General features: G+C 72.2%; 19 protein-coding genes. 9 read left to right on the forward strand and 10 right to left on the reverse strand.

The features are described 5' to 3' along the window. Positions 1–8: 8 nt before the first annotated feature. Together ACIPLC_RS04680 and ACIPLC_RS04685 are read left to right on the forward strand one after the other, a co-directional pair. Positions 9–593, forward strand: coding sequence for a hypothetical protein (locus tag ACIPLC_RS04680; protein ID WP_400471070.1), 585 nt, complete (start codon positions 9–11; stop codon positions 591–593). A 24-nt stretch (positions 594–617) separates the two neighbouring features. Next, on the forward strand, positions 618–1,445 hold the full coding sequence (locus tag ACIPLC_RS04685) for a DUF3097 domain-containing protein (RefSeq protein ID WP_400471072.1): 828 nt from the start codon (positions 618–620) through the stop codon (positions 1,443–1,445). 6 nt (positions 1,446–1,451) lie between these two features. Here ACIPLC_RS04685 and ACIPLC_RS04690 read toward each other — a convergent pair whose 3' ends face one another. From ACIPLC_RS04690 to ACIPLC_RS04700, 3 genes are read right to left on the reverse strand one after another with little or no spacing between them, the layout of a single operon-like run. After that, complete coding sequence (locus ACIPLC_RS04690) at positions 1,452–2,009, reverse strand: Uma2 family endonuclease (protein ID WP_363588260.1); 558 nt, start codon at positions 2,007–2,009, stop codon at positions 1,452–1,454. Between the two features lie 41 nt (positions 2,010–2,050). Further along, a complete protein-coding gene (gene hemW / locus ACIPLC_RS04695) occupies positions 2,051–3,280 on the reverse strand; it encodes a radical SAM family heme chaperone HemW (RefSeq protein ID WP_400471074.1) in 1,230 nt (409 codons plus the stop codon). Between the two features lie 58 nt (positions 3,281–3,338). Next, on the reverse strand, positions 3,339–5,318 hold the full coding sequence (locus ACIPLC_RS04700) for an AMP-dependent synthetase/ligase (protein WP_400471076.1): 1,980 nt from the start codon (positions 5,316–5,318) through the stop codon (positions 3,339–3,341). A 357-nt stretch (positions 5,319–5,675) separates the two neighbouring features. On the opposite strand from ACIPLC_RS04700, the gene ACIPLC_RS04705 reads away from it, so the two are divergent. Together ACIPLC_RS04705 and ACIPLC_RS04710 are read left to right on the forward strand one after the other, a co-directional pair. Continuing rightward, entirely contained in the window at positions 5,676–7,409 is a 1,734-nt protein-coding gene (locus ACIPLC_RS04705) for an ABC transporter ATP-binding protein (RefSeq protein WP_400471077.1), read from the forward strand. A gap of 203 nt (positions 7,410–7,612) precedes the next feature. Further along, positions 7,613–9,511 (forward strand): ABC transporter ATP-binding protein, encoded by a 1,899-nt coding sequence (locus ACIPLC_RS04710; RefSeq protein ID WP_400471243.1) that lies wholly within the window; start codon positions 7,613–7,615, stop codon positions 9,509–9,511. 156 nt (positions 9,512–9,667) lie between these two features. Here ACIPLC_RS04710 and lepA read toward each other — a convergent pair whose 3' ends face one another. Then, positions 9,668–11,536 (reverse strand): translation elongation factor 4, encoded by a 1,869-nt coding sequence (gene lepA, locus ACIPLC_RS04715; RefSeq protein ID WP_400471079.1) that lies wholly within the window; start codon positions 11,534–11,536, stop codon positions 9,668–9,670. A 188-nt stretch (positions 11,537–11,724) separates the two neighbouring features. On the opposite strand from lepA, the gene ACIPLC_RS04720 reads away from it, so the two are divergent. The 3 genes from ACIPLC_RS04720 (at position 11,725) to ACIPLC_RS04730 (ending at position 13,685) form a co-directional block, all read left to right on the forward strand. Then, complete coding sequence (locus ACIPLC_RS04720) at positions 11,725–12,030, forward strand: antibiotic biosynthesis monooxygenase family protein (RefSeq protein ID WP_400471081.1); 306 nt, start codon at positions 11,725–11,727, stop codon at positions 12,028–12,030. Between the two features lie 263 nt (positions 12,031–12,293). Continuing rightward, positions 12,294–12,563 (forward strand): 30S ribosomal protein S20, encoded by a 270-nt coding sequence (gene rpsT / locus ACIPLC_RS04725; protein ID WP_400471083.1) that lies wholly within the window; start codon positions 12,294–12,296, stop codon positions 12,561–12,563. 426 nt (positions 12,564–12,989) lie between these two features. Continuing rightward, positions 12,990–13,685 carry a hypothetical protein gene (locus tag ACIPLC_RS04730; RefSeq protein ID WP_400471085.1) on the forward strand — a complete coding sequence of 232 codons (696 nt, stop codon included), beginning with the start codon at positions 12,990–12,992 and terminating at the stop codon, positions 13,683–13,685. Between the two features lie 180 nt (positions 13,686–13,865). Here ACIPLC_RS04730 and holA read toward each other — a convergent pair whose 3' ends face one another. Next, positions 13,866–14,864: a DNA polymerase III subunit delta gene (gene holA, locus ACIPLC_RS04735; RefSeq protein WP_400471087.1), complete on the reverse strand. Its 999-nt coding sequence runs from the start codon at positions 14,862–14,864 to the stop codon at positions 13,866–13,868. Positions 14,865–15,015: 151 nt separating this feature from the next. On the opposite strand from holA, the gene ACIPLC_RS04740 reads away from it, so the two are divergent. Further along, on the forward strand, positions 15,016–15,309 hold the full coding sequence (locus ACIPLC_RS04740; RefSeq protein ID WP_400471089.1) for a hypothetical protein: 294 nt from the start codon (positions 15,016–15,018) through the stop codon (positions 15,307–15,309). 281 nt (positions 15,310–15,590) lie between these two features. Beyond that, positions 15,591–16,328, forward strand: coding sequence for a chitinase (locus tag ACIPLC_RS04745; RefSeq protein WP_400471091.1), 738 nt, complete (start codon positions 15,591–15,593; stop codon positions 16,326–16,328). Positions 16,329–16,541: 213 nt separating this feature from the next. Here the strand turns inward: ACIPLC_RS04745 and ACIPLC_RS04750 are convergent, their stop codons facing one another. The 5 genes from ACIPLC_RS04750 to leuS all read right to left on the reverse strand — a co-directional run bounded on the left by ACIPLC_RS04750 (position 16,542) and on the right by leuS (position 25,499). Continuing rightward, entirely contained in the window at positions 16,542–19,166 is a 2,625-nt protein-coding gene (locus tag ACIPLC_RS04750) for a ComEC/Rec2 family competence protein (RefSeq protein WP_400471093.1), read from the reverse strand. Positions 19,167–19,271: 105 nt separating this feature from the next. Further along, positions 19,272–20,276 carry a ComEA family DNA-binding protein gene (locus tag ACIPLC_RS04755; protein WP_400471095.1) on the reverse strand — a complete coding sequence of 335 codons (1,005 nt, stop codon included), beginning with the start codon at positions 20,274–20,276 and terminating at the stop codon, positions 19,272–19,274. Between the two features lie 177 nt (positions 20,277–20,453). Further along, entirely contained in the window at positions 20,454–21,299 is an 846-nt protein-coding gene (locus ACIPLC_RS04760; protein ID WP_400471096.1) for a DegV family protein, read from the reverse strand. A gap of 174 nt (positions 21,300–21,473) precedes the next feature. Next, on the reverse strand, positions 21,474–22,265 hold the full coding sequence (locus tag ACIPLC_RS04765) for a hypothetical protein (protein ID WP_400471098.1): 792 nt from the start codon (positions 22,263–22,265) through the stop codon (positions 21,474–21,476). A gap of 351 nt (positions 22,266–22,616) precedes the next feature. Continuing rightward, on the reverse strand, positions 22,617–25,499 hold the full coding sequence (gene leuS, locus ACIPLC_RS04770) for a leucine--tRNA ligase (RefSeq protein ID WP_400471100.1): 2,883 nt from the start codon (positions 25,497–25,499) through the stop codon (positions 22,617–22,619). Positions 25,500–25,669: the final 170 nt, after the last annotated feature.

The raw sequence follows: 25,669 nt of genomic DNA on the forward strand, positions 1-25,669 counted from the left end.
GGATCGCCGTGGGAATCCTGGACACCCTGTTCGGGCGCACCAAGCCCGTCAAGCCCGACCTCGACCAGTTGTTCGGCGTCCCGTCCGCCGCCCTCACCCTGGAGGCCGCGGCCGGGTTCACCCCCACCGGGCTCGGCTCGGTCTGCTTCGCCGCCGTCGAGGGCGCGGCCTTCGTCCAGGTCGAACAGCAGGTGCGGGCGCTGCTCGACGCCGACACCGAACGCGGCGGCGTCCCGGTGGAGGCCTCCAAGGACGGCTACGGCTACTCCTGGCTGCTCGCCCGGCACACCCCCGAGGAGCTGCCGGAGCTGGTCAACGACCTGCACGCGGTCAACAGCGAGCTGGAGGCGAACGGCTTCGGGCCGCAGCTGCTCTGCTCGCTGGTCGGCTTCCGCAACCCGGAGGGGCAGCCGCTGGCCCTGGTCTACCTCTACAAACGCGGCACCTTCTACCCCTTCGCTCCGATGCCCGGCGGCGGGGAGCGGCGCAACAGCCCGCTGGAGCTCCAGGTCAACGCGATGCTGGGGAACGACCTGCGGCTGGAGAAGGACCTCACCCGCTGGTTCCCGGTCTGGGGCGCGCCGGGCCTCTGACGGTCCGTCCGTATAGTCGCTTTCATGCACAGCCGCCAGTACGGACCCGACCTGACCCCGCCGTGGAAGAAGCAGTCGCCCGCCCCGGAGGTGAGCGCCGAACGGGACCTGGTGGTGGAGGAGGCCGCCACCGGCTTCTGCGGCGCGGTGGTGCGCTGCGAGAAGACGGCCGAGGGCTTCACCGTCACCCTGGAGGACCGCTTCGGCAAGCACCGGGTGTTCCCGCTGGTGCCGCGCGGCTTCCTGCTGGAGGGCCGGACGGTCACCCTGGTGCGCCCGGCCGGTCCCGCGCCCGCCCGCGCGCCGGGCCGCACCGCCTCCGGCTCGGTCGCCGTCCCCGGCGCCCGGGCCCGGGTCGCCCGCGAGTCGCGGATCTACGTCGAGGGCCGGCACGACGCCGAACTGGTCGAGCGGGTCTGGGGCGACGACCTGCGGATCGAGGGCGTGGTCGTCGAGTACCTGGAGGGCGTGGACGACCTGCCCGCGATCGTCGCCGACTTCGCCCCCGGCCCGGGGCGGCGCCTCGGCGTCCTGGTCGACCACCTGCTCCCCGGCACCAAGGAGCACCGCATCGCCGCCCAGGTCACCGGCGACGCCGTCCTGGTCGTCGGCCACCCCTACATCGACATCTGGCAGGCCGTGAAGCCCGCCTCCGTCGGCATCCCCGGCTGGCCCGCCGTCCCGCGCGGCGAGGAGTGGAAGGAGGGCGTCTGCCGCCGCCTCGGCTGGCCGGTGAACACCCCCGCCGCCTGGAAGCGGATCCTCTCCACGGTGGACAGCTACAAGGACCTGGAGCCGGAACTGCTGGGCAAGGTCGAGGAGTTGATCGACTTCGTGACGGTTCCGGAGTGAGGCCGATCAGACGTACTGCTGAAAGTCCGTGGTGTCCAGATCGATCTCAAGCAGGCTGACGGGGACGGGCTCGCCGAACTTGCTGGTCCGCTCGGACATGTACCTCGGGAGGCCGGACCCGGGATCCCTACCCAACTCGGTCAGCAGCACGCAGACCCCCTTGATCGGGTCCACGATCAGGTACGCGGGGACGGAGCCCTCGGCGTAGAGCTCCCGCTTGGTCCGGTAATCACGATCGACACTGGTCTTCGACACCACCTCGACCACCAGGGTGACGGCGGGCGACGGCAGCAGTCGTCCGTGCTCCTGGACCGCCCCGCGTTCGAAGACGACCAGGTCTGGCTGGGGTTCGCTCGCCTGGCCGGGGATCCCCAGGTCCTGGGTCGTGAGTGGACGCCACCGACCGTACGGAAGCTGGTGCTGAATCGCCAGGACGATGAGATTGTGGACCATGTCAGGCCCCGCCATCATCACGATTTCCCCCCTGATGAGTTCGGCCTTGATGCCCTCCGGCACCTCCAGGTTCTCGAAGATCCCGGTCATCCGATCATCGATGGCGGTCATCGCACGCTCCCTCCGACGGCTGACACCCACGTTAACGAATGTCAGTCCACCAGGTCACGTACGACCGCGTCGGCGAGCAGCCGGCCCTGGAGGGTGAGGACGGCGCGGCCCTGGGCGTACGGCTCGGCGGCGAGGAGGCCGTCGGCGAGGTGGCGGGCGGCGGCGTGGCGGCCGGTGTCGGTGAGGAGGGTGAGCGGGATGCCCTCGGCGAGGCGCAGTTCGAGCAGGATGCGCTCGACCCGGCGGTCCTCCTCGGCGAGGACCTCGCGGCCCTGGGCGGGGGTGCGGCCCTCGGCGAGGGCCTGGGCGTAGGCGGCGGGGTGCTTGGCGTTCCACCAGCGGACGCCGCCGACGTGGCTGTGCGCGCCGGGGCCTGCGCCCCACCAGTCGGCGCCGGTCCAGTACAGCTCGTTGTGGCGGCAGCGGCCCTCCGGGGTGGTGGCCCAGTTGGAGACCTCGTACCAGGTGTAGCCGGCGGCGCTGAGGGCCTGTTCGGCGATGAGGTAGCGGTCGGCGTGCACGTCGTCGTCGATCATCGGCAGTTCGCCGCGCTTGACCCGGGCGGCGAGCTTGGTGCCGTCCTCGACGATCAGGGAGTACGCGGAGACGTGGTCGGGCCCGGCGCCGATGGCGGCGTCCAGGGAGGCGCGCCAGTCGCCGTCGGACTCGCCGGGGGTGCCGTAGATGAGGTCCAGGTTGACGTGGTCGAAGCCGGCGGCACGGGCCTCGGCGACGCAGGCCTCGGGGCGGCCCGGGGTGTGGTGGCGGTCGAGCAGCTTCAGGACGTGCGGGCGGGCGCTCTGCATGCCGAAGGAGACCCGGTTGTAGCCGCCCTCGCGCAGTTCGGCCAGGTAGGCCGGGTCGACGGACTCCGGGTTGGCCTCGGTGGTGACCTCGGCGCCCTCGGCGAGCCCGAACTCCTCGCGCAGCGCGGCGAGCATCTTCACCAGGTCACGGGCGGGCAGCAGGGTGGGGGTGCCGCCGCCGAGGAAGACGGTCTGCACCGGCAGGTCGACCGGGCCGAGGACCCGGCGGGCCAGCCGGATCTCGGCGACCACGTTGTCCGCGTAGGTCTCCTGGGAGGCGACGGCCCCGGAGGAGCGCAGCTCGGTGGCGGTGTAGGTGTTGAAGTCGCAGTAGCCGCAGCGGCTGGCGCAGTACGGCACGTGCAGGTAGAAACCGAACGGCCGCTGCCCGAGACCGGCGCGGGCGGATGCGGGCAGGGAACCGTCGGACGGCACCGGTTCGCCGTCGGGGAGTGCGGAGGGCATGACCCCATTGTCCCGTACGGCTCACCCGAACCGGTGAGCCGTACGGGAGCGGGGCCGATCAGGCCTCGTTGGCGCCCGCGTACATCGCGGTGACAGCGTCCGCGTAGGTCCGCTCGACCACCGGGCGCTTGATCTTCAGGCTCGGGGTGAGCTCCCCGTGCTCGATGTCGAGATCGCGCGGCAGCAGGTGGAACTTCTTGATCGTCTGCCAGCGCTGGAGGTCGGCGTTGAGTCGCTTGACGAAGCCCTCGATCAGCTGGTGCACCTGCGGGTCGGCGGCCACCTCGGCGTAGGACTTGCCCTTCAGCCCGTGCTCGGCGGCCCACGGCATGATGACCGACTCGTCCAGGCCGATCAGCGCGGTGCAGAAGTTGCGGCCGTTGCCGATCACGAGGATGTTGCTGACGAACGGGCAGACCGCCTTGAACCTGCCCTCGACCTCGCTGGGCGCGACGTACTTGCCGCCGGAGGTCTTGAACAGGTCCTTCTTGCGGTCGGTGATCCGCAGGAAGCCGTCGGGGCCGAGCTCACCGATGTCCTCGGTGTGGAACCAGCCGTCGGCCTCCAGTACCTCGGCGGTCTTCTCGGGCAGGTCGTGGTAGCCGCGCATGACGCCGGGGCCGCGCAGCAGGATCTCGCCGTCCTCGGCGATCCGGACCTCGGTGCCGGGCAGCGGGCGGCCCACGGTGCCGATCCGGATGTCCTCCTCGCGGTTGACGCAGGAGCCGGCGCTCGTCTCGCTGAGGCCGTAGCCCTCCAGGATCGGCACGCCGGCGCCGAGGAAGAAGTAGCCGATCTCGGGCGCGAGCGCGGCGCTGCCGGAGACGGCGCCGCGCAGCCGGCCGCCGAAGGCCGCGCGGATCTTGGCGTAGACCAGCTTGTCGGCCAGGCCGTGCTGGAGCCTGAGGCCCAGCGGAACGGTGCCGGCGCCGGTGGCGATCCGGCTCTCCTGGACGGCCCGGGCGTGCTCGCGGGCGACCTTGGCGGCCCACCGGAAGATCTTGTACTTGGCACCGCCCTCAGCCCGGGCCCGGCCGGCGATGCCGTTGTAGACCTTCTCGAAGATGCGCGGCGCCGAGGCCATCACGGTCGGCCGGATGACCGGCAGGTTGTGGATGATCCGGTCGACCCGGCCGTCCACGGCCATCACGTGGCCGGTGGCGATCTGGCCGGAGATCAGCGTCTTGCCGAACACGTGCGACAGCGGCAGCCACATGAACTGGACGTCGTCGGAGCGCAGCAGTCCGCTGGCCTCCTGGGCCCGGGCCTCGTACGCCCAGCAGTCGTGCACCAGGCGCACGCCCTTGGGGCGGCCGGTGGTGCCGGAGGTGTAGATCAGGGTGGCCAGTTGCTCCTTGTCGAGCGCGGCGACGGCCTTCTCGACCGCGTCCGGGTGCTGGTCCAGGTACTCGGCGCCGCGCTGCTCCAGTTCGACGAGGGTGAGCACGGTGAGGCCGTTCAGGCCGTCGGCCCCGGGGGCACCGGCCTCGGAGTCGGCAGTCTCGGCGGTGCCGGCCTCGGCGGTGCCGGCCTCGGGGGCGTCGAAGAGGATGACGGTCCGCAGCTCGGGCAGGTGGCCGAGTTGGTCGACGGCCTTGGCGAGTTGGGCGGCGTTCTCCGCGAACAGCGCCCTGGAACCGGAGTTGGAGAGGATGAACGCGGTCTCGTCGGCGTTGGTGCTGGGATAGACGGTCGTGGTGGCGGCACCCGCGCACATGTTCCCGAGGTCGGCGATGATCCATTCGAGCCGGGTCGAGGAGGCCAGCGCGACCCGGTCCTCCGGCTGGATGCCGAGCGCCATCAGGCCGGCGGCCACCGCCTTGACCCGGGCCGCGGTCTGCGCCCAGGTGAGCGAGCGCCACTGCTCGGCGCCGGGGGCGCTGTCCGCGGCGTGCTCGTCGACCGGGGCGGGGTAGCGGTAGGCCTCGGCGTTCGGGGTGGCGGCGACCCGCTCCAGGAAGAGGTGGGCGACGGAGGCGGGACGCCCGGCGACCAAGTCGGCACTACCGGAGTCGATCAGGGACTGCGCGGAACTCAACGAGGACCTCCGGGGGCGGGTGGCCGTCTGAGGGATTGTCGCGGCGCCCGTGGGGGCGGTCGCCGGGCCCCCGGTCAACCCAGGCGGTACCGGCGAGTAACAAGGGGGCAATCAGCAGCCTAGGGGGAAACCGGTCATTCCGTAAGAGGGCGGGACCGGTCGGCACACCGCCGCGCCGCCGGTGCCCGCCGACGCCCCCGCGCGGGCCCCGGGTGAACCCGTGCAACCGGGCCCGCCGTACGGTTCGGCAAAGGACTGGGCAAACCTACGATCCACAGCCTGTGAATCGCCTGTACGAGTCCACCGAAGAACGAGAATTGGGATGCGAATCCACCCGTCGACGACAAGAGTGTGCCAGTGCTGATCAGACTGCTCAGGGCGTACCTGCGCCCGTACTCCCGACCGATCGCGCTGCTCGTGGCGCTCCAACTGGTGTCCACCCTGGCGGCGCTCTACCTGCCGACGCTCAACGCCGACATCATCGACGACGGCGTGGTCAAGGGCGACACCGGCTACATCCTGCAAGTGGGCGGGGTGATGATCGGCGTCACCCTGGTCCAGGCGCTCTGCTCGATCGGCGCCGTCTACTACGGCTCCCGGACGGCCATGGCCTTCGGCCGGGACGTCCGCGCCGCCGTCTTCGACCAGGTGCAGAGCTTCTCCGCCCGCGAGGTCGGCCAGTTCGGCGCCCCTTCGCTGATCACCCGGACCACCAACGACGTCCAACAGGTCCAGATGCTGGCCCTGATGAGCTTCACGCTCATGGTGGCCGCCCCGATCATGTGCGTCGGCGGCATCATCATGGCCCTCAACCAGGACGTGCCGCTGTCCGGCCTGCTGCTCGCGGTCATCCCGCTGCTCGGCGTCGTCGTGCTCCTCCTGGTCCGCGCGCTGCGCCCCAAGTTCCGCAGCATGCAGACCCGGATCGACACGGTGAACCGGGTCCTGCGCGAGCAGATCACCGGCATCCGGGTCATCCGCGCGTTCGTCAAGGACGACCACGAGCAGGCCCGCTTCGCCCAGGCCAACGGGGAGCTCACCGACACCGCCCTCCAGGTCGGCCGGCTGATGTCGTTCATGTTCCCGGCCGTGATGCTGGTCGTGAACGTCTCCAGCGTCGCCGTGCTCTGGTTCGGCGCCCACCGGATCGACAGCGGCGGCATGCAGATCGGCGCGCTCACCGCGTTCCTCTCCTACCTGATGCAGATCCTGATGAGCGTCATGATGGCCACCTTCATGTTCATGATGGTGCCGCGCGCCGAGGTCTGCGCCGAGCGCATCGAGGAGGTCCTCGGCACCTCCTCCAGCGTCGTCCCGCCCGCCGCGCCGATCACCGAGGTGCTGCGCCGCGGCAACCTGGAACTGCGCGACGTCGACTTCCGCTACCCCGGCGCCGAGGCCTCGGTGCTGCGCGGCATCGCCATCACCGCCCGCCCCGGCGAGACCACCGCCGTCATCGGCTCCACCGGCAGCGGCAAGTCCACCCTGCTCGGGCTCGTGCCCCGGCTGTTCGACGCCACCTCCGGCCAGGTCCTGCTCGACGGCGTCGACGTGCGCGAACTCGCCCCCGAGACGATCGCCGAGAGCGTCGGCCTCGTCCCGCAGAAGCCCTACCTGTTCTCCGGCACCGTCGCCAGCAACCTCCGCTACGGCCGGCCCGACGCCACCGACGAGGAGCTCTGGCACGCCCTGGAGATCGCCCAGGCCAAGGACTTCGTCCAGGAACTGGCCGAAGGCCTGGACGCCCCGATCGCCCAGGGCGGCGGCAACGTCTCCGGCGGCCAGCGCCAGCGCCTGGCCATCGCCCGGGCCCTGGTCCGCCAGCCCGACGTCTACCTGTTCGACGACTCCTTCTCGGCGCTCGACTACGCCACCGACGCCAGGCTGCGCAAGGCCCTCGCCCGCGAGACCGCCGACGCCACCGTGCTGATCGTCGCCCAGCGCGTCTCCACCATCCGCGACGCCGACCGGATCATCGTCCTCGACGAGGGCGCGGTCGTCGGCACCGGCACCCACGGCGAACTGATGGCCGACAACCCGACGTACCGGGAGATCGTGCTCTCCCAGCTCACCGAGCAGGAGGCGGCGTGACCACCCCCGGCAAGCCCGACACGGACACCGAGACCGCGGACACCAGAACTACGGACACCAGGACCACGGACACCAGGACCACGGACACGGACACCAAGACCGCAGACGCCGAGACCACGGACACCACGGACGCCGAGACCGAACTGCCCAGCGACTCGCAGGCCGCCGCCGCCCGCCGCGGCCCCGCCGGACCGGGCCGCTTCATGGGCGGCCAGGGCACCGAGAAGTCCATGGACTTCAAGGGCTCCGGCAAGCGACTGCTCGCCCTGCTGCGCCCCGAACGCAGCCTGATCTCCGGCGTGCTGGCCCTCGGCGTGCTCAGCATCGGCTGCGCCGTCACCGGCCCCAAGGTGCTCGGCAACGCCACCGACCTGATCTTCGCCGGCGTCGTCGGCGCCCGCTTCGAACCCGGCGCCTCCAAGACGCAGGTCATCGAGGGGCTGCGCGCCCACGGCGAGGGCGGCGTCGCCGACCTGCTCTCCTCGGTGGACTTCACCCCCGGCCAGAGCATGGACTTCGGCGCCATCGGCACCGTCCTGCTCTGGGTGCTGGTCATCTACCTCGCCTCCGCCCTGTTCGGCATCGTCCAGGGCCGGCTGGCCACCACGGCGATCCAGCGGGCCGGCTACCGGCTGCGCCAGGACGTCGAGGCCAAACTCGCCCGGCTGCCGCTCAGTTACTTCGACAAGCAGCCGCGCGGCGAGGTGCTCAGCCGGGTCACCAACGACATCGACAACATCAGCCAGTCCATGCAGCAGACCATGGGACAGGTCGTCAACTCGCTGCTCACCGTGGTCGGCGTGCTGGCGATGATGTTCTGGATCTCCCCGCTGCTCGCCGTGATCGCCCTGGTCTCGGTGCCGCTGTCGGTGGCCGTCGCCGCCAAGGTCGGCAAGCGGGCGCAGCCCCAGTTCGTCCAGCAGTGGAAGTCCACCGGCCAACTCAACGCGCACATCGAGGAGATGTACACCGGCCACAACCTGGTCAAGGTGTTCGGCCGCCAGCGCGAGTCCGCCGAGACCTTCCGCGAGCACAACGAGGCGCTGTACACCTCCAGCTTCCGGGCGCAGTTCATCTCCGGGATCATCCAGCCCGCGATGATGCTGATCGGCAACCTGCAGTACGTGCTGGTCGCGGTCGTCGGCGGCCTGCGGGTGGCCAGCGGCGCGCTGTCCATCGGCGACGTGCAGGCGTTCATCCAGTACTCGCGGCAGTTCAGCCAGCCGCTCACCCAGGTCGCCAGCATGGCCAACCTGGTGCAGTCCGGGGTCGCCTCCGCCGAGCGCGTCTTCGAACTGCTGGACGCCCCCGAGCAGACCCCCGACCCGGCCGTGTCCGAGCGGCCCGACACCATCCACGGCCGGGTCGCCTTCCAGGACGTGTCCTTCCGCTACGACCCCGAGAAGCCGCTCATCGAGGACCTCTCGCTCAAGGTCGAACCCGGCCAGACCGTCGCCATCGTCGGCCCCACCGGCGCCGGCAAGACCACCCTGGTCAACCTCCTGATGCGGTTCTACGAGGTCAGCTCCGGGCGGATCAGCCTCGACGGGGTCGACGTCTCCGCGATGTCCCGCGAGGAACTGCGTTCCGGCATCGGCATGGTGCTCCAGGACACCTGGCTGTTCGGCGGCACCATCGCCGACAACATCGCCTACGGCGCCCAGGGAGCCACCCGCGAACAGGTCATCGAGGCCGCCAGGGCCGCCCACGTCGACCGCTTCGTGCGCACCCTGCCGGACGGCTACGACACCGTCATCGACGACGACGGCGCCGGCGTCAGCGCAGGCGAGAAGCAGCTGATCACCATCGCCCGGGCATTCCTCGCCCAGCCGTCGATCCTCGTCCTGGACGAGGCGACCAGCTCCGTCGACACCCGCACCGAGGTGCTGATCCAGCGGGCCATGGCGCGACTGCGCACCGGCCGCACCAGCTTCGTGATCGCGCACCGGCTCTCCACCATCCGGGACGCCGACGTGATCCTGGTGATGGAGAACGGCTCGATCGTCGAACAGGGCTCGCACGACGAGCTGATCGCCGCGGACGGCGCCTACGCGCGGCTGTACCAGGCGCAGTTCGCGGAGGCCGTGGCCGAGGTGGACTGACCGTCGCACACCGCGTGCCGAGCCGGGGCGGGCCCCAACCGCCCCGGCTCTGCGCGTTCCCGGGGGCGTTCGCGACCGCGCGGCCGTGACCGACGACCGGGAGACGAGGAAGGGCCCGGGCGGTCTGCTCGCCCGGGCCCTCTCACACGCCTGTGGTTACTTCTTTTCCTTCGGCGTCTCGGCGTCGGTGGACAGCGCGGCGATGAAGGCCTCCTGCGGGACCTCCACGCGGCCGACCATCTTCATCCGCTTCTTGCCTTCCTTCTGCTTCTCCAGCAGCTTGCGCTTGCGCGAGATGTCACCGCCGTAGCACTTGGCGAGGACGTCCTTGCGGATCGCGCGGACCGTCTCACGGGCGATCACCCGGGAGCCGATGGCCGCCTGGATCGGCACCTCGAACTGCTGGCGCGGGATGAGCTTCTGCAGCTTGCCCGCCATCATCACGCCGTAGCCGTAGGCCTTGTCCTTGTGCACGATCGCGGAGAAGGCGTCCACCGCGTCGCCGTGCAGCAGGATGTCGACCTTCACCAGCTGGGCGGACTGCTCGCCGATGGGCTCGTAGTCGAGCGAGGCGTAGCCGCGGGTCTTGGACTTCAGCTGGTCGAAGAAGTCGAAGACGATCTCGGCGAGGGGCAGGGTGTAGCGCAGCTCGACCCGGTCCTCGGACAGGTAGTCCATGCCCTGCAGGTTGCCCCGGCGGGCCTGGCAGAGCTCCATGATCGCGCCGACGAACTCGTTGGGCGCCAGGATGGTGCCGCGCACGACCGGCTCGTACACCTCCGCGAGCTTGCCCGTCGGGAACTCGCTCGGGTTGGTGACGGTGTGCTCGGTGCCGTCCTCCATGATCACCCGGTAGACCACGTTCGGGGCGGTGGAGATCAGGTCGAGGTTGAACTCGCGCTCCAGGCGCTCCCGGATGATCTCCAGGTGCAGCAGGCCGAGGAAGCCGCAGCGGTAGCCGAATCCGAGCGCGACCGAGGTCTCCGGCTCGTACACCAGCGCAGCGTCGTTCAGCCGCAGCTTGTCCAGGGCGTCGCGCAGCAGCGGGTAGTCCGAGCCGTCCAGCGGGTACAGGCCGGAGAACACCATCGGGCGGGGCTCCTTGTAGCCCCCCAGCGCCTCGGTCGCACCCTTGTGCATCGAGGTGATGGTGTCACCGACCTTGGACTGCCGGACGTCCTTCACCCCGGTGATGATGTAGCCCACCTCGCCGACGCCCAGGCCGTCGGCGACCTTCGGCTCGGGCGAGATGACGCCGATCTCCAGCAGCTCGTGGGTGGCGCCGGTGGACATCATCGCGATCCGCTCGCGCTTGGTGAGCTGCCCGTCCACGACACGCACGTAGGTGACCACGCCGCGGTAGGAGTCGTACACCGAGTCGAAGATCATCGCGCGGGCCGGGGCGTTCTTGACGCCGACCGGGGCCGGGATGGTGTTGACGACGTGGTCCAGCAGGTCCTCGACGCCGAGGCCGGTCTTGGCGCTGACCTGCAGCACGTCCGAGGGGTCGCAGCCGATGATGTGTGCGATCTCCGCCGCGTACTTCTCCGGCTGGGCGGCCGGCAGGTCGATCTTGTTCAGCACCGGGACGATCGTGAGGTCGTTCTCCAGCGCCAGGTACAGGTTGGCGAGGGTCTGCGCCTCGATGCCCTGGGCCGCGTCGACCACCAGGATGGTGCCCTCGCAGGCCGCGAGGGAGCGGGACACCTCGTACGTGAAGTCCACGTGGCCGGGCGTGTCGATCATGTTGAGGATGTGCGTCGTCCCGGCATCCGGACCGGTCTTCGGCGCCCACGGGAGGCGGACCGCCTGCGACTTGATGGTGATGCCGCGCTCGCGCTCGATGTCCATGCGGTCGAGGTACTGGGCACGCATCTGCCGCGGGTCGACGACGCCCGTGATCTGCAGCATCCGGTCTGCGAGCGTCGACTTGCCGTGGTCGATGTGGGCGATGATGCAGAAGTTGCGGATCAGCGCCGGGTCGGTACGGCTGGGCTCTGGCACATTGCTGGGGGTCGCGGGCACCTTGGTCCGATTCTCCGTTGGTCCGGGGCCGGGGGTGTCCTGGTCATCGCTGACCGGTTTTCCCGGGGACCGGACAGTCTCGTCCGATCGAAATAGTTCCTCCCATCTTCCCACGACCACGGCGCGGGCCGCCGTTCGGTCCGCCCCGAACCTTCTCCGGCCCCGCGCCAGGCGGCAGGATGGCCGCCATGATCCTGGAAAGCGCCCTGCTCGACGTCCTGCCCGGCCGGGAGGACGAGTTCCTCGCCGCATTCGCCGAGGCCCGTCCGCTGATCGCCGTCCAGCACGGCTTCCGCTCCCTGGAACTACGGCGCCGCCTCGACGAGGGGCACGGCCCGCGGTTCCTCCTCCAGGTGGAGTGGGAGACGCTCGCGGACCACACCGAGGGGTTCCGCGGCTCGGCCGAGTACCAGCAGTGGCGGGACCTACTGCACCGCTTCTACCGGCCGTTCCCGGAGGTCGAGCACTACGGGGAACCGGTGCTCAGCGCGTAGGCCAGCGCGCAGGCGGTTCCTGCGTTCCTGCGGTTGCTGCGGTTCCTGCGGTTGCTGCGGCTGCTCGGGCGGTGCGGTTGGGCAGGCGGTGCGGCTTGCGCAGGCGGTGCGGTTGGGCAGGCGATCGCGCAGCCGGTTTGGGGCGGGTGGCGGGCCCCTGGTAGCGTGGGCTGCTGCACCTGGCCCCGGCATGCCCTCTCAGCTGCCCGGCGGCCGCGCGGTGCAGCCCGTTCAATCCTTTTAGACAAGACTGAGGCTCCTTCGTGGCGAACATCAAGTCCCAGATCAAGCGCAACAAGACCAACGAGAAGGCGCGCCTGCGCAACAAGGCCGTCAAGTCCTCGCTGAAGACCGCCCTGCGCAAGGCCCGCGAGGCCGCTGCCTCCGGTGAGACCGAGAAGGCCACCGAGCTGGCCCGCGCCGCCTCCAAGGCGCTGGACAAGGCCGTGAGCAAGGGCGTCATCCACGCCAACCAGGCCGCCAACAAGAAGTCGGCCATCACCAAGCGCGTCAACGCGGCCGCCCAGGCCTGACGCCCCGGGGGCCACGGCCCCCACCGCCTCGGGACGGACCCGGCCCTCTACCCGGACCCCTGAGGCGCGCGAGACTCGCACCGCACGCGGCCTGCGTTCGCCACGCGGGTGCGGTGCACGAAGCAGTACGACAGGCGCCGTAGTCGGCCTCTTCCCCAGAGGCCCACTGCGGCGCCTGTCGCGTTCCGTGGCCCGGCCGCTATCGTCGGTCACGCGCGACCGGGGTGCGGGGAGCAGCTCGGCGCCGGGCCCGAGGGGGACTTCATGACGACGCCGCCACCGCCACCACGATCACAGCCACAGCCGGCGGCGCCGAACGGGGCGGGGTACGGCTTCCCGCAGCAGGCGCCGGGGACGGGCGCGCCGGGGCTCCGAGCGCCGACGCAGGGCTTCGGACCGCCGCCCGGGCTGCCCACCGCGCCGGGGATGCCGCCCACGCTCGCGCCGGGTGGTGGCGGCACACCGCCACGCTCGGGCGGCAACCTGCGCCGCAACGCCGTCTGGGCCTTCGCCGGCGCGCTGCTCGCCTCGGCCGGCTGGGCGACCGCCGTGCTGGTCGTGCCCGACCTGGTCAGCACCGACGCCTCGGCGCGCAGCACCGGCAGCTACCACGTCACGGACGATCTCTGCGCCACCGGGAGGCCGAACGACCTCCTCAAGATCTACAGCTCCTCGGACACCAGCTCGCCGACCCACCACAGCGACCGGCACCCGGCCCTGGACAGCATGACCTGCTCGATGTCGCTCAAGCGCATCGGCGACACCGCCTCCACCAGCGAGTACGCCTCCGTCTACCTGCGCGCCGACCTGCACAGGGCGGTCAACCCCGCACCGGAGTTCGCGGCCGCCAAGGAGGCCTACCGGGCGCGGGACTACCAGATCAGCGACATCCCGGGCCTCGGCGAGGAGGCGTACTTCCTCTACAAGGACGACCCGGGGGCCTCGGACAAGACGTGGCACAGTGTCAGCGCCGAAGTGGACGTCCGCGACGGCGGGATGACGTACTACATCTCCTGGAACGGCAGCTACACGGAGGGCAAGAGCAAGGTGCCGACCAAGGAGGAACTCCGGACGGCCCTGCAGGCCGACACCTGGGAGACCGTCCGCTCGATGAGCAAGTAGGCGGGGCGGCGAGCAGGCGGGTCGGCGGGTCGGTGAGCAGGCGGCGGGGCGGCGAGCAGGCGGGTCGGCGGATCGGCGGGGCGGTGAGCAGGCGGCGGGGCGGCGGGGCGGTGAGCAGGCGGCGGGGCGGTGAGCAGGCGGATCGGCAGGTAGCCGGGTCCGCCCCCGGTGGCCGTGCCGTCAGTACGCCGGGCGGGACCCGGCCCGAGCGGCCCGGGCGACGGCCACCACCGCGCGCTCCAGCGCGAAGGCCGGATCGTCCGAACCGCCCTTGACGGCGGCATCGGCCTGGGCGATCGCGGTCAGCGCGGTGGCCACCCCGTCGCCCGTCCAGCCGCGCATCTGCTGGCGCACCCGCTCGACCTTCCACGGCGGCATGCCCAACTCGCGGGCCAGGTCGGCCGGACGCATGTTCCGCCCGGTGGTCGCCAGCCGCCCGATGCTGCGCACGCCGGAAGCCAGCGCGTAGGTGATGCCGGTCGGCGGCTGCCCCACCGCCAGCGCCCAGCGCAGCCGCTCCAGCGCCTCCGCCGCCCGGCCGGTGACCGCCAGATCGGCCACCTCGAAGCCCGTCGCCTCGGCCCGGCCGCTGTAGTAGCGGGCCACCACCGTCTCGTCGATCGTTCCCTCGACATCCGAGGTCAGCTGGCTGCACGCGGCCGCCAGCTCGCGCAGGTCGCTGCCGAGCGAGTCCAGCAGGGCCTGGCAGGCCTCCGGCGTGGCCGAGCGGCCCAACGTACGGAACTCACCCCGGACGAAGGCCAGCCGCTCGCTCGCCTTGGTCAGCTTCGCGCACGCCACCTCGCGACCGCCCGCCTTGCGCCCGGCGTCCAGCAGACCCTTGCCCTTGGCCCCGCCCGCGTGCGCCAGCACCATGATCACTTCTTCGGCCGGCGCCTCGATGTACGCCTTGACCTCCTTCACCGAGTCGGCGGAGAGGTCCTGCGCGGCCCGGACCACGATCACCTTGCGCTCGGCGAACAGCGACGGCGTGGTCAGCTCGGCCAGACTGCCCGGCTGCAGGCCACCGGGTGGGATATCCCGTACGTCGGTGTCCGGGTCCGCCGCCTTCGCCGCCGCCACCACCTGGGCGACCGCGCGGTCCAGCAGCAGCTCCTCCTGGCCGACCGCGAGGGTCAGCGGGGCGAGCAGGTCGTCGGGTGCACTCTTCCTGGCCATCGCCTACCAGCATCCCACGGGGCGCCGACACTCCCGCCCGGGGCGACCCCGGCCTCCCCCGACCCGGCCGCCCCTGCCCGCCCTGGCCTCTCCGGCCCGCCCTGCCCCACCTGCCCGACCGGGCGGACCACCCGACCTGGAGAATGGCCCGGTGACCGAGAACCACACCACCGACCTGCCGGACATCAACGACCCGCACGCCCGGCAACTGCTCGTCCTGCCCGACCGCGACGCCGCCGAGGATGCCTCCGAGGAGCTCAGCGCCGCCCACCCCGACCTCGGCGAGCTCGACCTCGTCCGGGACGCCCTGGCCGGCGAGGACGACGCCGAGGACGCCCAGTGGCTGGTCGTCGTCGAGCCCCCGGAGGACGGCTGGACCCCGACCCTGCTGCACGCCCTCGACACCCTCGCCGCCGAACACGAGGGCTGGCGCGAGGAAGGCTGACCCCGACGGCCGGGCCCCGGCCCGGCCCGGAACCTTCGACGGGGAACGGACCCCGGGAACGGCGCTGCGCCCCGCCCGGCCACCCGCCCGGGGGGGCGGGCCGGGCCGTCAACCCACGAATGAGCCGCCCCTCCATCGAGTGATCAACCGTCAATTCGACGCCTCCTCACACCAAGCGCGTGCCATGCTGCGGACGTTGCTTCGTCCGCGAATCTTTGAGCATCCGAGTCAGCTGCCCTCAGAGACTCAGCGGCTCGGTCCACGCCACCGAAGGAGTGCAGATGTCGGTATCCCACGCCCTGTCCCGGACCCGGTCCCGCGTTCTGGCCGTGCTGAGCGCCGCCGCCGTCGCGAGCGGGTTGGCGGTCGCCGTTCCGGCGACGCCCGCCTCCGCCGACGGGTTCGTGGTCAGCGAGGCCCAGTTCAACCAGATGTTCCCGAACCGGAACTCCTTCTACACCTACGACGGTCTGGTCAATGCGCTGAGCGCCTACCCCGGGTTCGCCACCACCGGCGACGACGCGACGCGCAAGCGGGAGGCGGTCGCGTTCCTCGCCAACGTCAGCCACGAGACCGGCGGTCTGCAGTACGTCGTCGAGCAGAACACCGCCAACTACAGCCACTACTGCGACGCCTCGCAGCCCTACGGCTGCCCGGCCGGCCAGAGCGCCTACTACGGGCGCGGCCCGCTCCAGATCAGCTGGAACTTCAACTACAAGGCGGCGGGCGACGCCCTGAACATCGACCTGCTGGACGACCCGTACCAGGTGGAGCGGGACTCCGCCGTCTCCTGGAAGACCGGCCTCTGGTTCTGGGACACCCAGAGAGGCGCCGGGACGATGACCCCGCACGACGCGATCGTCAACAACCAGGGCTTCGGCCAGACGATCCGCAGCATCAACGGCGCCCTGGAATGCGACGGCCAGAACCCGGACGAGCGCAACGACCGCATCAACCTCTTCCAGAACTTCGTCGGCGTCCTCGGCACCGACGTCGGCGGCGGCAACATCTCCTGCTGACCCGGTCGGCCCGGCGAACGGCGCACGCTCGACGGTCCGGAGCGGCGCACCGCCACGGGCACCCATGCCGCGGCGCGCTCCGGACGTCCCCGGAGCGCGCCGCTACCGTTCTCCGGGCCCCGCCCCCCCGCCCCCCTCCCTCCCTCCTCCCTCCTCCCCACCCCAACCCCTTTCCCTTCCCCACCTGATGGTTGGGAGGAGAGGAGGGCGGGGTCAGCCGGGCGGGGCCCGCGGGGTGTGCGAGCCGTACTCGGTATGGGAGTTGGGTGCTCCGTGCGCAGCGCGCGAACGGGGCTTGCGCGCCTCGTGCGAGGCCTGCGGGTGCACGGACACGCCGAGGACCGCCGGCGAGTCGCCCGTCACCGCGATGTCGCCCACCCGATCGGTGCGCAGCACGCTCGCACCCAGCGCGCGCAGCCGGTCCACCGTCCGCGCGGAGGGATGCCCGTACGCGTTTCCCTCACCGCACGAGATCAACGCCACCCGGGGACGCAACGCACCGGTCAAGTCCCAGTCCTGATGCGCCGATCCGTGGTGCGCCACCTTCAGGACGTCCACCCGCCCCAACCGGCCCAGCAGCGCCGACTGGGCGGGTGGTTCGAGGTCCCCGAGCAAGGCCATCCGCAGGCCGCCCGTCACCGACACCACCAGCGCGACACTCGCGTTGTTCGCCCCCGGCGCCTCGGCAGCCGACCCGGCGTCGGGCCAGACCACCTCCCAGGACAACCCCGGGCCCACCGAGCGCCGTTCACCGCGCCCCGCACGCAGCAGCGGGACACCGGCGCCGACCGCCCAGCCCGCCACCCGGGCCGCCTCACCCGGTGGATCGTCCAGGGTCGTGCCCTCGATCGCACCGACCCGCCGGCCCCGCACCACCCCCGGCACACCCTCGACGTGATCGGCGTGGAAGTGCGTCACCAACAACAACGGGACCTCCGTGACCCCCAGATCCCGCAGACACCTGTCGGCCGCGTTCGGGTCCGGCCCCGCATCGACCACCACCGCACTGTCCGGTGCACCGGTCGCGAGCACCAGCATGTCCCCCTGGCCGACGTCGCACATCACCATCCGCCACCCCGGCGGCGGCCAGCCCGTGGCGATCCGGGTGAGCTGCGGTGGCCGCAGCAGCACGGCCAGCAGGACCACGAGCAGCACCCCCGTCACCACCACCCGCACCCACCGCCGCCGGGCGCGAACGGAATCGCCGGACCGCACCCGGCGCGGCACCACGAGCGGCAGCGCCCAGCAGGCCGCCAGGGTGACCAGCGCGACCGTGGCCGTCCCGAACCACCCGCCCGGCCAGGAGAGTTGGCCGCCCGGCAGTTCGGCGCCGCGCCGCGCCACCAGGGCGAGCCAGCAGACCGGCACTCCGGCCGGCTCCGCGAGCAGGCGGGCGAGATCCGGGAGGATCGGCTGCAGCACGAGCACCCCGAAGCCGAGCAGGGTCGCCGGGGCCACCGCCAGTTCGGCCAGCAGGTTGCACGGGATCGCGACCAGGCTGACGTGCCCGGACAGCACCACCGTCACCGGTGCGCACAGGGCCTGGGCGGCAGCCGTCGCCGCCAGGGCTCCCGCCAGCTGGTGCGGCCAGCGCCGGGACCGCAGCGCCTCGGCCCAGTGCGGCCCGAGGACGAGCAGCCCGGCCGTGGCGAGCACCGAGAGTAGGAATCCGAAGGAACGCGCCAGGAAAGGGTCGAGCAGGACGAGCACCAGGACCGTCCCGGCGAGCGCGGGCACCGCCTGCCGGGGGCGGCCGGTGGCCAGCGCGAGCATGCCGATCAGCCCCGTCCCGGCCGCGCGCAGCACGCTGGGCTCCGGCCGGCAGACGGTGACGAAGGCCAGCGTCAGCGCCGTCCCGAGCAGCGCGCTGGTGCGCAGCGAGAGCCCCAGCACCGCGGCCAGCCCGCGTCGTTCCGGGGTCCCGGCCTGCCCCGGGGCGCCCAGCAGCGCACCGAGGACGATCGCCAGGTTGGCCCCGCTCACCGCCACCAGGTGCACCAGATCGGTGGCCCGGAAGGCTTCCTCAAGGTCGTCCGGCAGTCGCGAGGTGTCCCCGACGACCAGGCCCGGGAGCAGCCCGCGCGCGTCCGGTGGGAGCCCGTCGCTGGCCGTGCGCAGACCGGCCCGCAGCCGCCCGGCGATCCGCTGCGGCAAGCTCGGCGGCGAGAGGTGCCGGGGCGGGCCGTGGACGACCAGCAGCGCCGCGCACTCGGTGTCGTAGCCGTCTCCCGCGGGCCGTACCTCGGCCTCCACCGCCAACCGCTCCGACGGGAGCAGCCGCTGCCAGGCCCCGGACTCCGCGCCCCGGACCATGACGGTCACCGGGGTCCGCGTCCGGGTGCTCCCCCCGTCCGGCAGGAGCGTGACCCGGTCGGCCACCGCGTCGACGGTGAGGAGGGTCTGCCCGCCGACGGTCCCGCCCCGGGCCGCGTGGGACTTCGGGTCCCCGGAGACGGTCAGTTCCACTTCCACCACCCGGGCGGGCTCGCCCGGGGATCGCGCTGGGGCGTGCTCGGCCGCGCGGACGAGCTCCGGCAGCGGCCCCCGGTGCAGATCGGCGGTGTGCAGCGGGGTGGCCACCGCGGCCGCGGCTCCGGTGAGCAGGACGGCGGCCAGGGCCACCGCCGCTTCACGTCGGTGTAGGACCGCGGGCCTGGCGAGCAGCAGGACGGCCGCCAGCGCGGCGGCACCCGCCAGGCCGAAGGCGAGGACGTCGTGCCCCGGTTCCAGGCCGAGGAGCGCGGCCGTCACCACCCAGGCCGAGACGGCGGGAAGCAGCAGCCGGAAGTCGGCGCCGGTGGAGCGGTTCTGCAGGTTCGGGTCGGTGGTGGCGGGCACGGCGGTACCTCCCTTCGGCGGGTGGCGGCGACGGACGAACGACGACGGACGGGCGAACGGGGGACGGACGAACGACGACGGGCGGGCGGACGACGGGAAGGGAGGTCAGAGGGTCAGCAGCGGGCGGAGTTCCGCGAACGTGCGCGCCCCGACGCCGCTGACCTGCCGGAGCTGGTCGAGCGTGCGGAACGAGCCGTGCGACGTGCGGTAGGCGAGGATGCGCTGGGCGAGGGTCGGGCCGACCCCGGGGAGGGTGTCGAGCTGTTCGAGGCTGGCGCGGTTGAGGCTGACGGGCGGTCTGGGAGTGCCCGCCGCCGGCGGTCCGTTGCCGGCTCCGGCGCCCGGGGCGGAGGCCTGAGCCGGCTCGCCGACCAGGATCTGTTCACCGTCCGTCAGCACCCGGGCCAGGTTGAGGCTTCGGGTGTCCGTCTCCGGCAACGGGCCGCCGGCCGCCCGTAGGGCGTCGGCCACCCGCGAGCCGCCGGGCAGGGTGTGCAGGCCGGAGAGGTGGACCCGCCCGCCGATGTCGACCACGACGACCGGCCCGCCCCCGGGGCCGACGGGATCGGCCGCCGCAACCGAGGCCGACCCCGAGCCTGACCCCAAGCCCGAGCCCGGGGCCGGAGTCGGCACGGACGCGGATGCCGCCCCCTCCGCCCCCTCCGGCCCCGGTGAGGCCGGGGCGGACGCCAACGCCGGCACGGCGACCGCCTGCGGTCTGGCCAGCCAGAAGTGCTGCACGGCGTAGCCGACCGCGAACAGCAGCAGGACGGCCAACCCGGCCACCGCCCGCCGGTCGAGTGCCGTCGCCGAGCCGAATCGAAGGCGCGACCCTGCCCCCGGCGCCGGCGGGTCCACGTCACCGCCCATCCCAACCGGCACCAACGGCACAGGCGGCGCAGGCCCCGCCGACGGAGGCCGCTCCCCCGCCGCGGCACCGGAGCCCACCTGCCCGCCCGCCCCGGCTCCGCCCCCGGCCCCAGCTCCCGCCGCATCGCCCGCCGCATCGCCCGCGACGCCGCCCCCGACCGGCAGCAGCGCCGCCATCCGCAGCCGGACGGTCTCGTTGATCTCGTGGCGCTTCGCCGCGCCCAGGCCCAAGGTCGTCATGCCGAGGACGGTAGGAGTCCTCGGCAGAGTGCGCAGAAATTACCGAAACCCTGTGGATAACCCAGGAGTTGTGGATAAAACAGCTCACTCACGCGAGTGATCGGATCCACCCCGAGTTGACCAGGGCCCTCTCAAGGCAACTCGACCAGAGCCCGCGACGCGGCGCGACCAGCCCCCTCAGCACGGCGCGACGACCACCGCGAGCAGCCCGGGCCCGACGTGCGCACCGATCACCGCCCCCACCTCACCCACGTACAGCTCCCGCAGCCCCGGCACCCGCGCCCGCAGCCGCTCCGCGAGCGGCTCGGCCCGTTCCTCGGCCGCCAGGTGGTGCACGGTGATGTCGACCTCCCCGTCCCCCGACCGCTCGACCGCGATCTCCTCCAAGCGCGCGATCGCCCGCGACGCGGTGCGCACCTTCTCCAGCGGTTCGATCCGCCCCCCGTCCAGGTGCAGCAGCGGCTTGACCGCCAGCGCCGACCCGAGCAGCGCCCGCGCCGCCCCGATCCGGCCGCCCCTGCGCAGGTGTTCCAGGGTGTCGACGTAGAAGAACCCGCTGGTCACGGCCGCCCGCCGGGTGGCGGCCTCGGCCGCCGCCGGCAGGCTCCGCCCGGCCTCGATCGCCTCGGCCGCCGCCAGTACCGCGTACCCGAGGGCCATGCCGACCAGTCGGCTGTCCACCACCCGCACCGGTACGGGCGCCTCGGCGGCCGCCAGCCGGGCGGCCTCCACCGTGCCGGACAGTTCGCCGGAGATGTGCACCGAGACGATGCCCTTCGCCCCGGCCTCGGCGGCGGCCCGATAGGCGGCGGCGAAGGTCTCGGGGTTCGGCCGGGAGGTCGTCACCCGCTGCTTGTCGCGCAGCGCCTCGGCGACGTCCTTGGGGGAGATCTCGACGCCTTCGCACAGGACCGAGTCACCGACCGCGACGCTCAGCGGGACCACCGTGATCCCGTACCGGTCGAGGGTCTCCTGCGGCAGATAGGCCGTGGAGTCGGTGACAAGTGCGAGGTCAGAGGGCATGAGGCGGAGATTACTCCCCGTTCGTCCGGGAGGACAGCGCCCGGGTGCGAGCCCCGAAGGGCCCCGGGGACGGCACCGAAGCGCGGTCGCAACGCCCGCCGAAGCACGGTCGCAGCGCCGCCGCAGCACCGCCGGCACCCGGCCCGGAGCCGCCCCGCACCGGCGCGCGCAGGCTCAGCCCGCCGTGGGCCCCGCCGACGGCTTCCGCAGCCGCTGGGCCAGCTTGGCCAGCGGGTCGGCGAGCCCGAGGAGTTCCTCGGCGCCCGGGCGCCCCTTCCCGTCCGTCAACCCGGCCCGCGCAGCGCCCCCGGGGGCCGCCCCCGAACCCGAACCCGAGGACGCGGAGGAGGCGGCGGCAGAGGCGGCAGAGGCGGCAGCGGACCCGGAGGAGGACGAGGACGAAGGCCCCTCCGAGGTGTCCCAGTGCCGCAGTGCTCCCGCCTCGCTCTCGCACTCCTGGCTGAGCCGGCCCAGCTCGTCGTCCGCGAACCGGTGCATCCGGTCCTGCGCGGCCCAGCGCATGGTCTCCGCCGAGTGGGTGATCCGTTCGGCACGTTCGCGCAGCTCCGGCAGCTTGGCCGCGATCCGCGCGGTGTCCGGCTCGCGTTCCAGCATCCGCAGTTCGCCGTCGAGTTCGGCGGCGTGCGCGTCGAGCCTGCCGAGCAGGGCGAGGGCCTCGCCGAGCTGGCCGTCCTGCGGGAGGCCGCTCTCCAGTACCTGCCGGGTGCCGTCGAGCGAGGTGCGCAGGCCGAGCCGGACGGCGGCGATCTGGCCGGGCGGTCCGACCTTGGTGAAGGTCTTCGCCTTGAGGGTGGCGTTCTCCACGGCGCGCCGGGCGTTGGCCTCGTGCCGCCCGATCTTCGTGGCGACGGCCTTCGCCGCCTTGACCGTGCCGATCACGGCCAGGGCGAACGCCGCGATCCCGAAGAGCAGGACCAGGCCGATCATCACGCCGAACGCGTCCATCGCGAGCCACCTTCCGCCACCGTTTCGGCCCCCACCGGACCCAACGCGGGCCGTACTGCCGAGGGTTCCACGGTAGCCGCAGGATCGGGCCCGAGGCGGGCCGAACGGTCCCGGGCGGCGGAGATCAGGGACAGATCGGGGATCTCCCCGAGGGTTCGCTGGTGCCCCCGGGCCCCTGGGCACGAGCAAGGGCGGGCGCCCCGAAGGACACCCGCCCCATCGGCCTCAGCCGGCCGACCTCAGCCTCAGCTTCAGCCCGCCGGCACTCAGCCAACCGACAACCAGCCCACCGGCCTCAACCTCAGCCCCGGCCCCGGCCTCAACCCCGGCCTCTCAGCCCCAGCCCCGACCTCAGCCGGTAACGATGTTCACCAGCTTCGGCGCCCGTGCGATCACCTTGCGCACCGGAGCGTCGCCGATCGCCGCGACGACGGCCGGGTCGGCCAGCGCCAGCGCCTCCAGCTCGGCGTCCGAGATCGTCGGCGCGACCTCCAGCCGGGCCTTCACCTTGCCCTTGAGCTGCACCACGCAGGTCACCGTCTCGTCCACCACGTACGCCGGGTCGGCGACCGGGTAGTCGGTGTGCGCCAGCGATTCGCCGTGGCCCAGGCGGCGCCACAGTTCCTCGGCGATGTGCGGGGCCAGCGGCGCCACGACCAGGACCAGCTGCTCGGCCACGGCACGCGGCGTGGAGCCGCGCTTGACCAGGTAGTTGTTCAGCTCGATCGCCTTGGCGACGGCCGTGTTGAACCGCAGCCCGGCCATGTCGCCGCGGATGCCGTCGATCGCCTTGTGCAGGGCGCGCAGCGTCGCCTCGTCCGGCTCCTCCTCGGTGACGACGAGGTCGCCGGTGGTCTCCGAGACGATGTTGCGCCACAGCCGCTGCAGGAAGCGGTACGAGCCGACGACGGCGCGGGTGTCCCAGGGGCGGGAGACGTCCAGCGGGCCCATGGACATCTCGTACAGGCGCAGCGTGTCGGCGCCGTACTCGTCGGCGATGTCGTCAGGGGCGACGGCGTTCTTCAGGGACTTGCCCATCTTGCCGGCCTCGCGCTTGACGGCCTCGCCCTGCCAGAAGTACTGGCCGTCGCGCTCCTCGACCTCGGCGGCGGGCACCGGGAAGCCACGCTCGTCGCGGTAGACGTCGGCGGTGATCATGCCCTGGTTGAACAGCTTGTGGAACGGCTCGACGGACGAGACGTGGCCCAGGTCGTGCAGCACCTTGTGCCAGAAGCGCGCGTACAGCAGGTGCAGCACGGCGTGCTCGGCACCGCCGACGTACAGGTCGGCGCCACCGGCAGGCTTGTTCGCGGTCGGGCCCAGCCAGTACTTCTCGTTGGCCGGGTCGACGACCGCCGAGGAGTTCGACGGGTCGACGTAGCGCAGCTCGTACCAGCACGAACCCGCCCAGTTGGGCATGGTGTTGGTCTCACGCCGGTACGTGCGAACGCCGTCGCCCAGGTCCAGTTCGACGTTGACCCAGGCCTCGTTGCGCGACAGCGGGGTCTTGGGCGAGGAGGTGGAGTCGAACGGGTCGTAGGTGTGCGGCGAGTAGTCCTCGACCTCGGGGACCTCGACCGGCAGCATCGACTCGGGCAGCGCGTGCATGACGCCGTCCTCGTCGTAGACGATCGGGAAGGGCTCGCCCCAGTACCGCTGGCGGCTGAACAGCCAGTCGCGCAGGCGGTAGTTGACGGTGCCCTCGCCGATGCCGCGCTCGGCCAGCCAGGCGGTGACGGCGGCCTTGGCGTCGACGACGCTCAGCCCGTCCAGCGTCAGCCCGTCCCGGGCGGAGTTGACGATGACGGAGTCGTAGGTGTCGAAGGCGTCGTCCCAGGCGGCCGGGTCCTCGCCGCGCCCGTCGGTGGGCTGGACGACGCAGCGCATCGGCAGCGCGAAGGCGCGAGCGAAGGCGAAGTCGCGGTGGTCGTGGGCGGGGACGGCCATGATGGCGCCGGTGCCGTAGCCCATCAGCACGTAGTCGGCGATGAACACCGGGACGGACGCGCCGCTGACCGGGTTCACGGCGTAGGCGCCGGTGAAGACGCCGGTCTTGACCTTGGCCTCGACCTGCCGCTCGACGTCCGACTTGGCGGCGGCGGTGGCGCGGTAGGCGGCGACGGCCTCGGCGGGGGTGGCGGCGCCGCCGGTCCACTCGGCGGGCACGTCCTCGGGCCAGGCGGCCGGGACGATCGAGTCGACCAGGCCGTGCTCGGGGGCCAGCACCATGTAGGTGGCGCCGAACAGGGTGTCGGGCCGGGTGGTGAAGACGGTGATCTTCTCACCGGAGCCGACGGCGAAGTCGACCCGGGCGCCCTCGGAGCGCCCGATCCAGTTGCGCTGCTGCAGCTTGATGGCCTCGGGCCAGTCCAGCAGGTCCAGGTCGGAGATCAGGCGGTCGGAGTACGCGGTGATGCGCATCATCCACTGGCGCAGGTTGGACTTGAACACCGGGAAGTTGCCGCGCTCGGAGCGGCCGTCCGCGGTGACCTCCTCGTTGGCCAGGACGGTGCCCAGGCCGGGGCACCAGTTGACCGGCACCTCCTTGGAGTACGCCAGCCGGTACTCGCCCAGCAGTTCGTCGCGCTCGGCGGCGGACAGGGCGGCCCACGGGCGCCCGTCCGGGGTCGGCTTCGCGCCGGACTCGAAGCGGGCGATCAGCTCGGTGATCGGGCGGGCCCGGCCGGCCTGCTCGTCGTACCAGGAGTTGAAGATCTGCAGGAAGATCCACTGGGTCCAGCGGTAGTACTCCGGGTCGATCGTGGAGATCGAGCGGCGCGGGTCGTGGCCCAGGCCCAGCCGGCGCAGCTGCTGGCGCATGTTGGCGATGTTGGCCTCGGTGGAGACCCGCGGGTGGGTGCCGGTCTGCACCGCGTACTGCTCGGCGGGCAGGCCGAACGCGTCGTAGCCCAGCGTGTGCAGCACGTTGTGGCCGGTCATCCGCTGGTAGCGGGCGTAGACGTCGGTGGCGATGTAGCCCAGCGGGTGGCCGACGTGCAGGCCCGCGCCCGAGGGGTACGGGAACATGTCCATGATGAAGCTGTGCGGCTTCGCGGCGACGTCACCGGCCGCCGGGTCGGCCAGCGCACCGGCGGGGTTGGGGGCGTTGAAGGTGCCCTCCTTCTCCCAGATGTCCTGCCAGCGGGACTCGATCTCCGCCGCCAGCGCGGCGCTGTACCGGAACGGCTCGGTCACGGTCTCGGCCGTGCCGGACGCAGGGGTCGTCTCGCTCATGGTCCTTCAAGCTCCATTGATGTCAGTTGGCGAACCGCGCACACGGCCGGCCCGTGAACGGGGGCGGAAAACAAAAAATCCCCTCGCAGGAGGGGACGCCACGCCGACTCCGGCACCGCCCGAGGCGCAACCGGTCCTGGTCAGCGCGGCCGGCTAAGGAGCAGGCGCAC

The organism is Kitasatospora sp. NPDC086801, from assembly GCF_044745805.1.
Lineage (GTDB): Bacteria > Actinomycetota > Actinomycetes > Streptomycetales > Streptomycetaceae > Kitasatospora.

What these genes read in the sequence shown, in the direction of transcription:
- ACIPLC_RS04710 (WP_400471243.1), top strand. Translation starts at nt 7,613, where the DNA reads ATGGGCGGCCAGGGCACCGAGAAGTCCATGGACTTCAAGGGCTCCGGC.
- ACIPLC_RS04685 (WP_400471072.1), top strand. Translation starts at nt 618, where the DNA reads ATGCACAGCCGCCAGTACGGACCCGACCTGACCCCGCCGTGGAAGAAG.
- ACIPLC_RS04755 (WP_400471095.1), bottom strand. Translation starts at nt 20,276, where the DNA reads ATGACGACCTTGGGCCTGGGCGCGGCGAAGCGCCACGAGATCAACGAG.
- ACIPLC_RS04730 (WP_400471085.1), top strand. Translation starts at nt 12,990, where the DNA reads ATGCCGCCCACGCTCGCGCCGGGTGGTGGCGGCACACCGCCACGCTCG.
- ACIPLC_RS04760 (WP_400471096.1), bottom strand. Translation starts at nt 21,299, where the DNA reads ATGCCCTCTGACCTCGCACTTGTCACCGACTCCACGGCCTATCTGCCG.
- ACIPLC_RS04720 (WP_400471081.1), top strand. Translation starts at nt 11,725, where the DNA reads ATGATCCTGGAAAGCGCCCTGCTCGACGTCCTGCCCGGCCGGGAGGAC.
- ACIPLC_RS04765 (WP_400471098.1), bottom strand. Translation starts at nt 22,265, where the DNA reads ATGGACGCGTTCGGCGTGATGATCGGCCTGGTCCTGCTCTTCGGGATC.
- hemW (WP_400471074.1), bottom strand. Translation starts at nt 3,280, where the DNA reads ATGCCCTCCGCACTCCCCGACGGCGAACCGGTGCCGTCCGACGGTTCC.
- leuS (WP_400471100.1), bottom strand. Translation starts at nt 25,499, where the DNA reads ATGAGCGAGACGACCCCTGCGTCCGGCACGGCCGAGACCGTGACCGAG.
- ACIPLC_RS04690 (WP_363588260.1), bottom strand. Translation starts at nt 2,009, where the DNA reads ATGACCGCCATCGATGATCGGATGACCGGGATCTTCGAGAACCTGGAG.
- ACIPLC_RS04745 (WP_400471091.1), top strand. Translation starts at nt 15,591, where the DNA reads ATGTCGGTATCCCACGCCCTGTCCCGGACCCGGTCCCGCGTTCTGGCC.
- holA (WP_400471087.1), bottom strand. Translation starts at nt 14,864, where the DNA reads ATGGCCAGGAAGAGTGCACCCGACGACCTGCTCGCCCCGCTGACCCTC.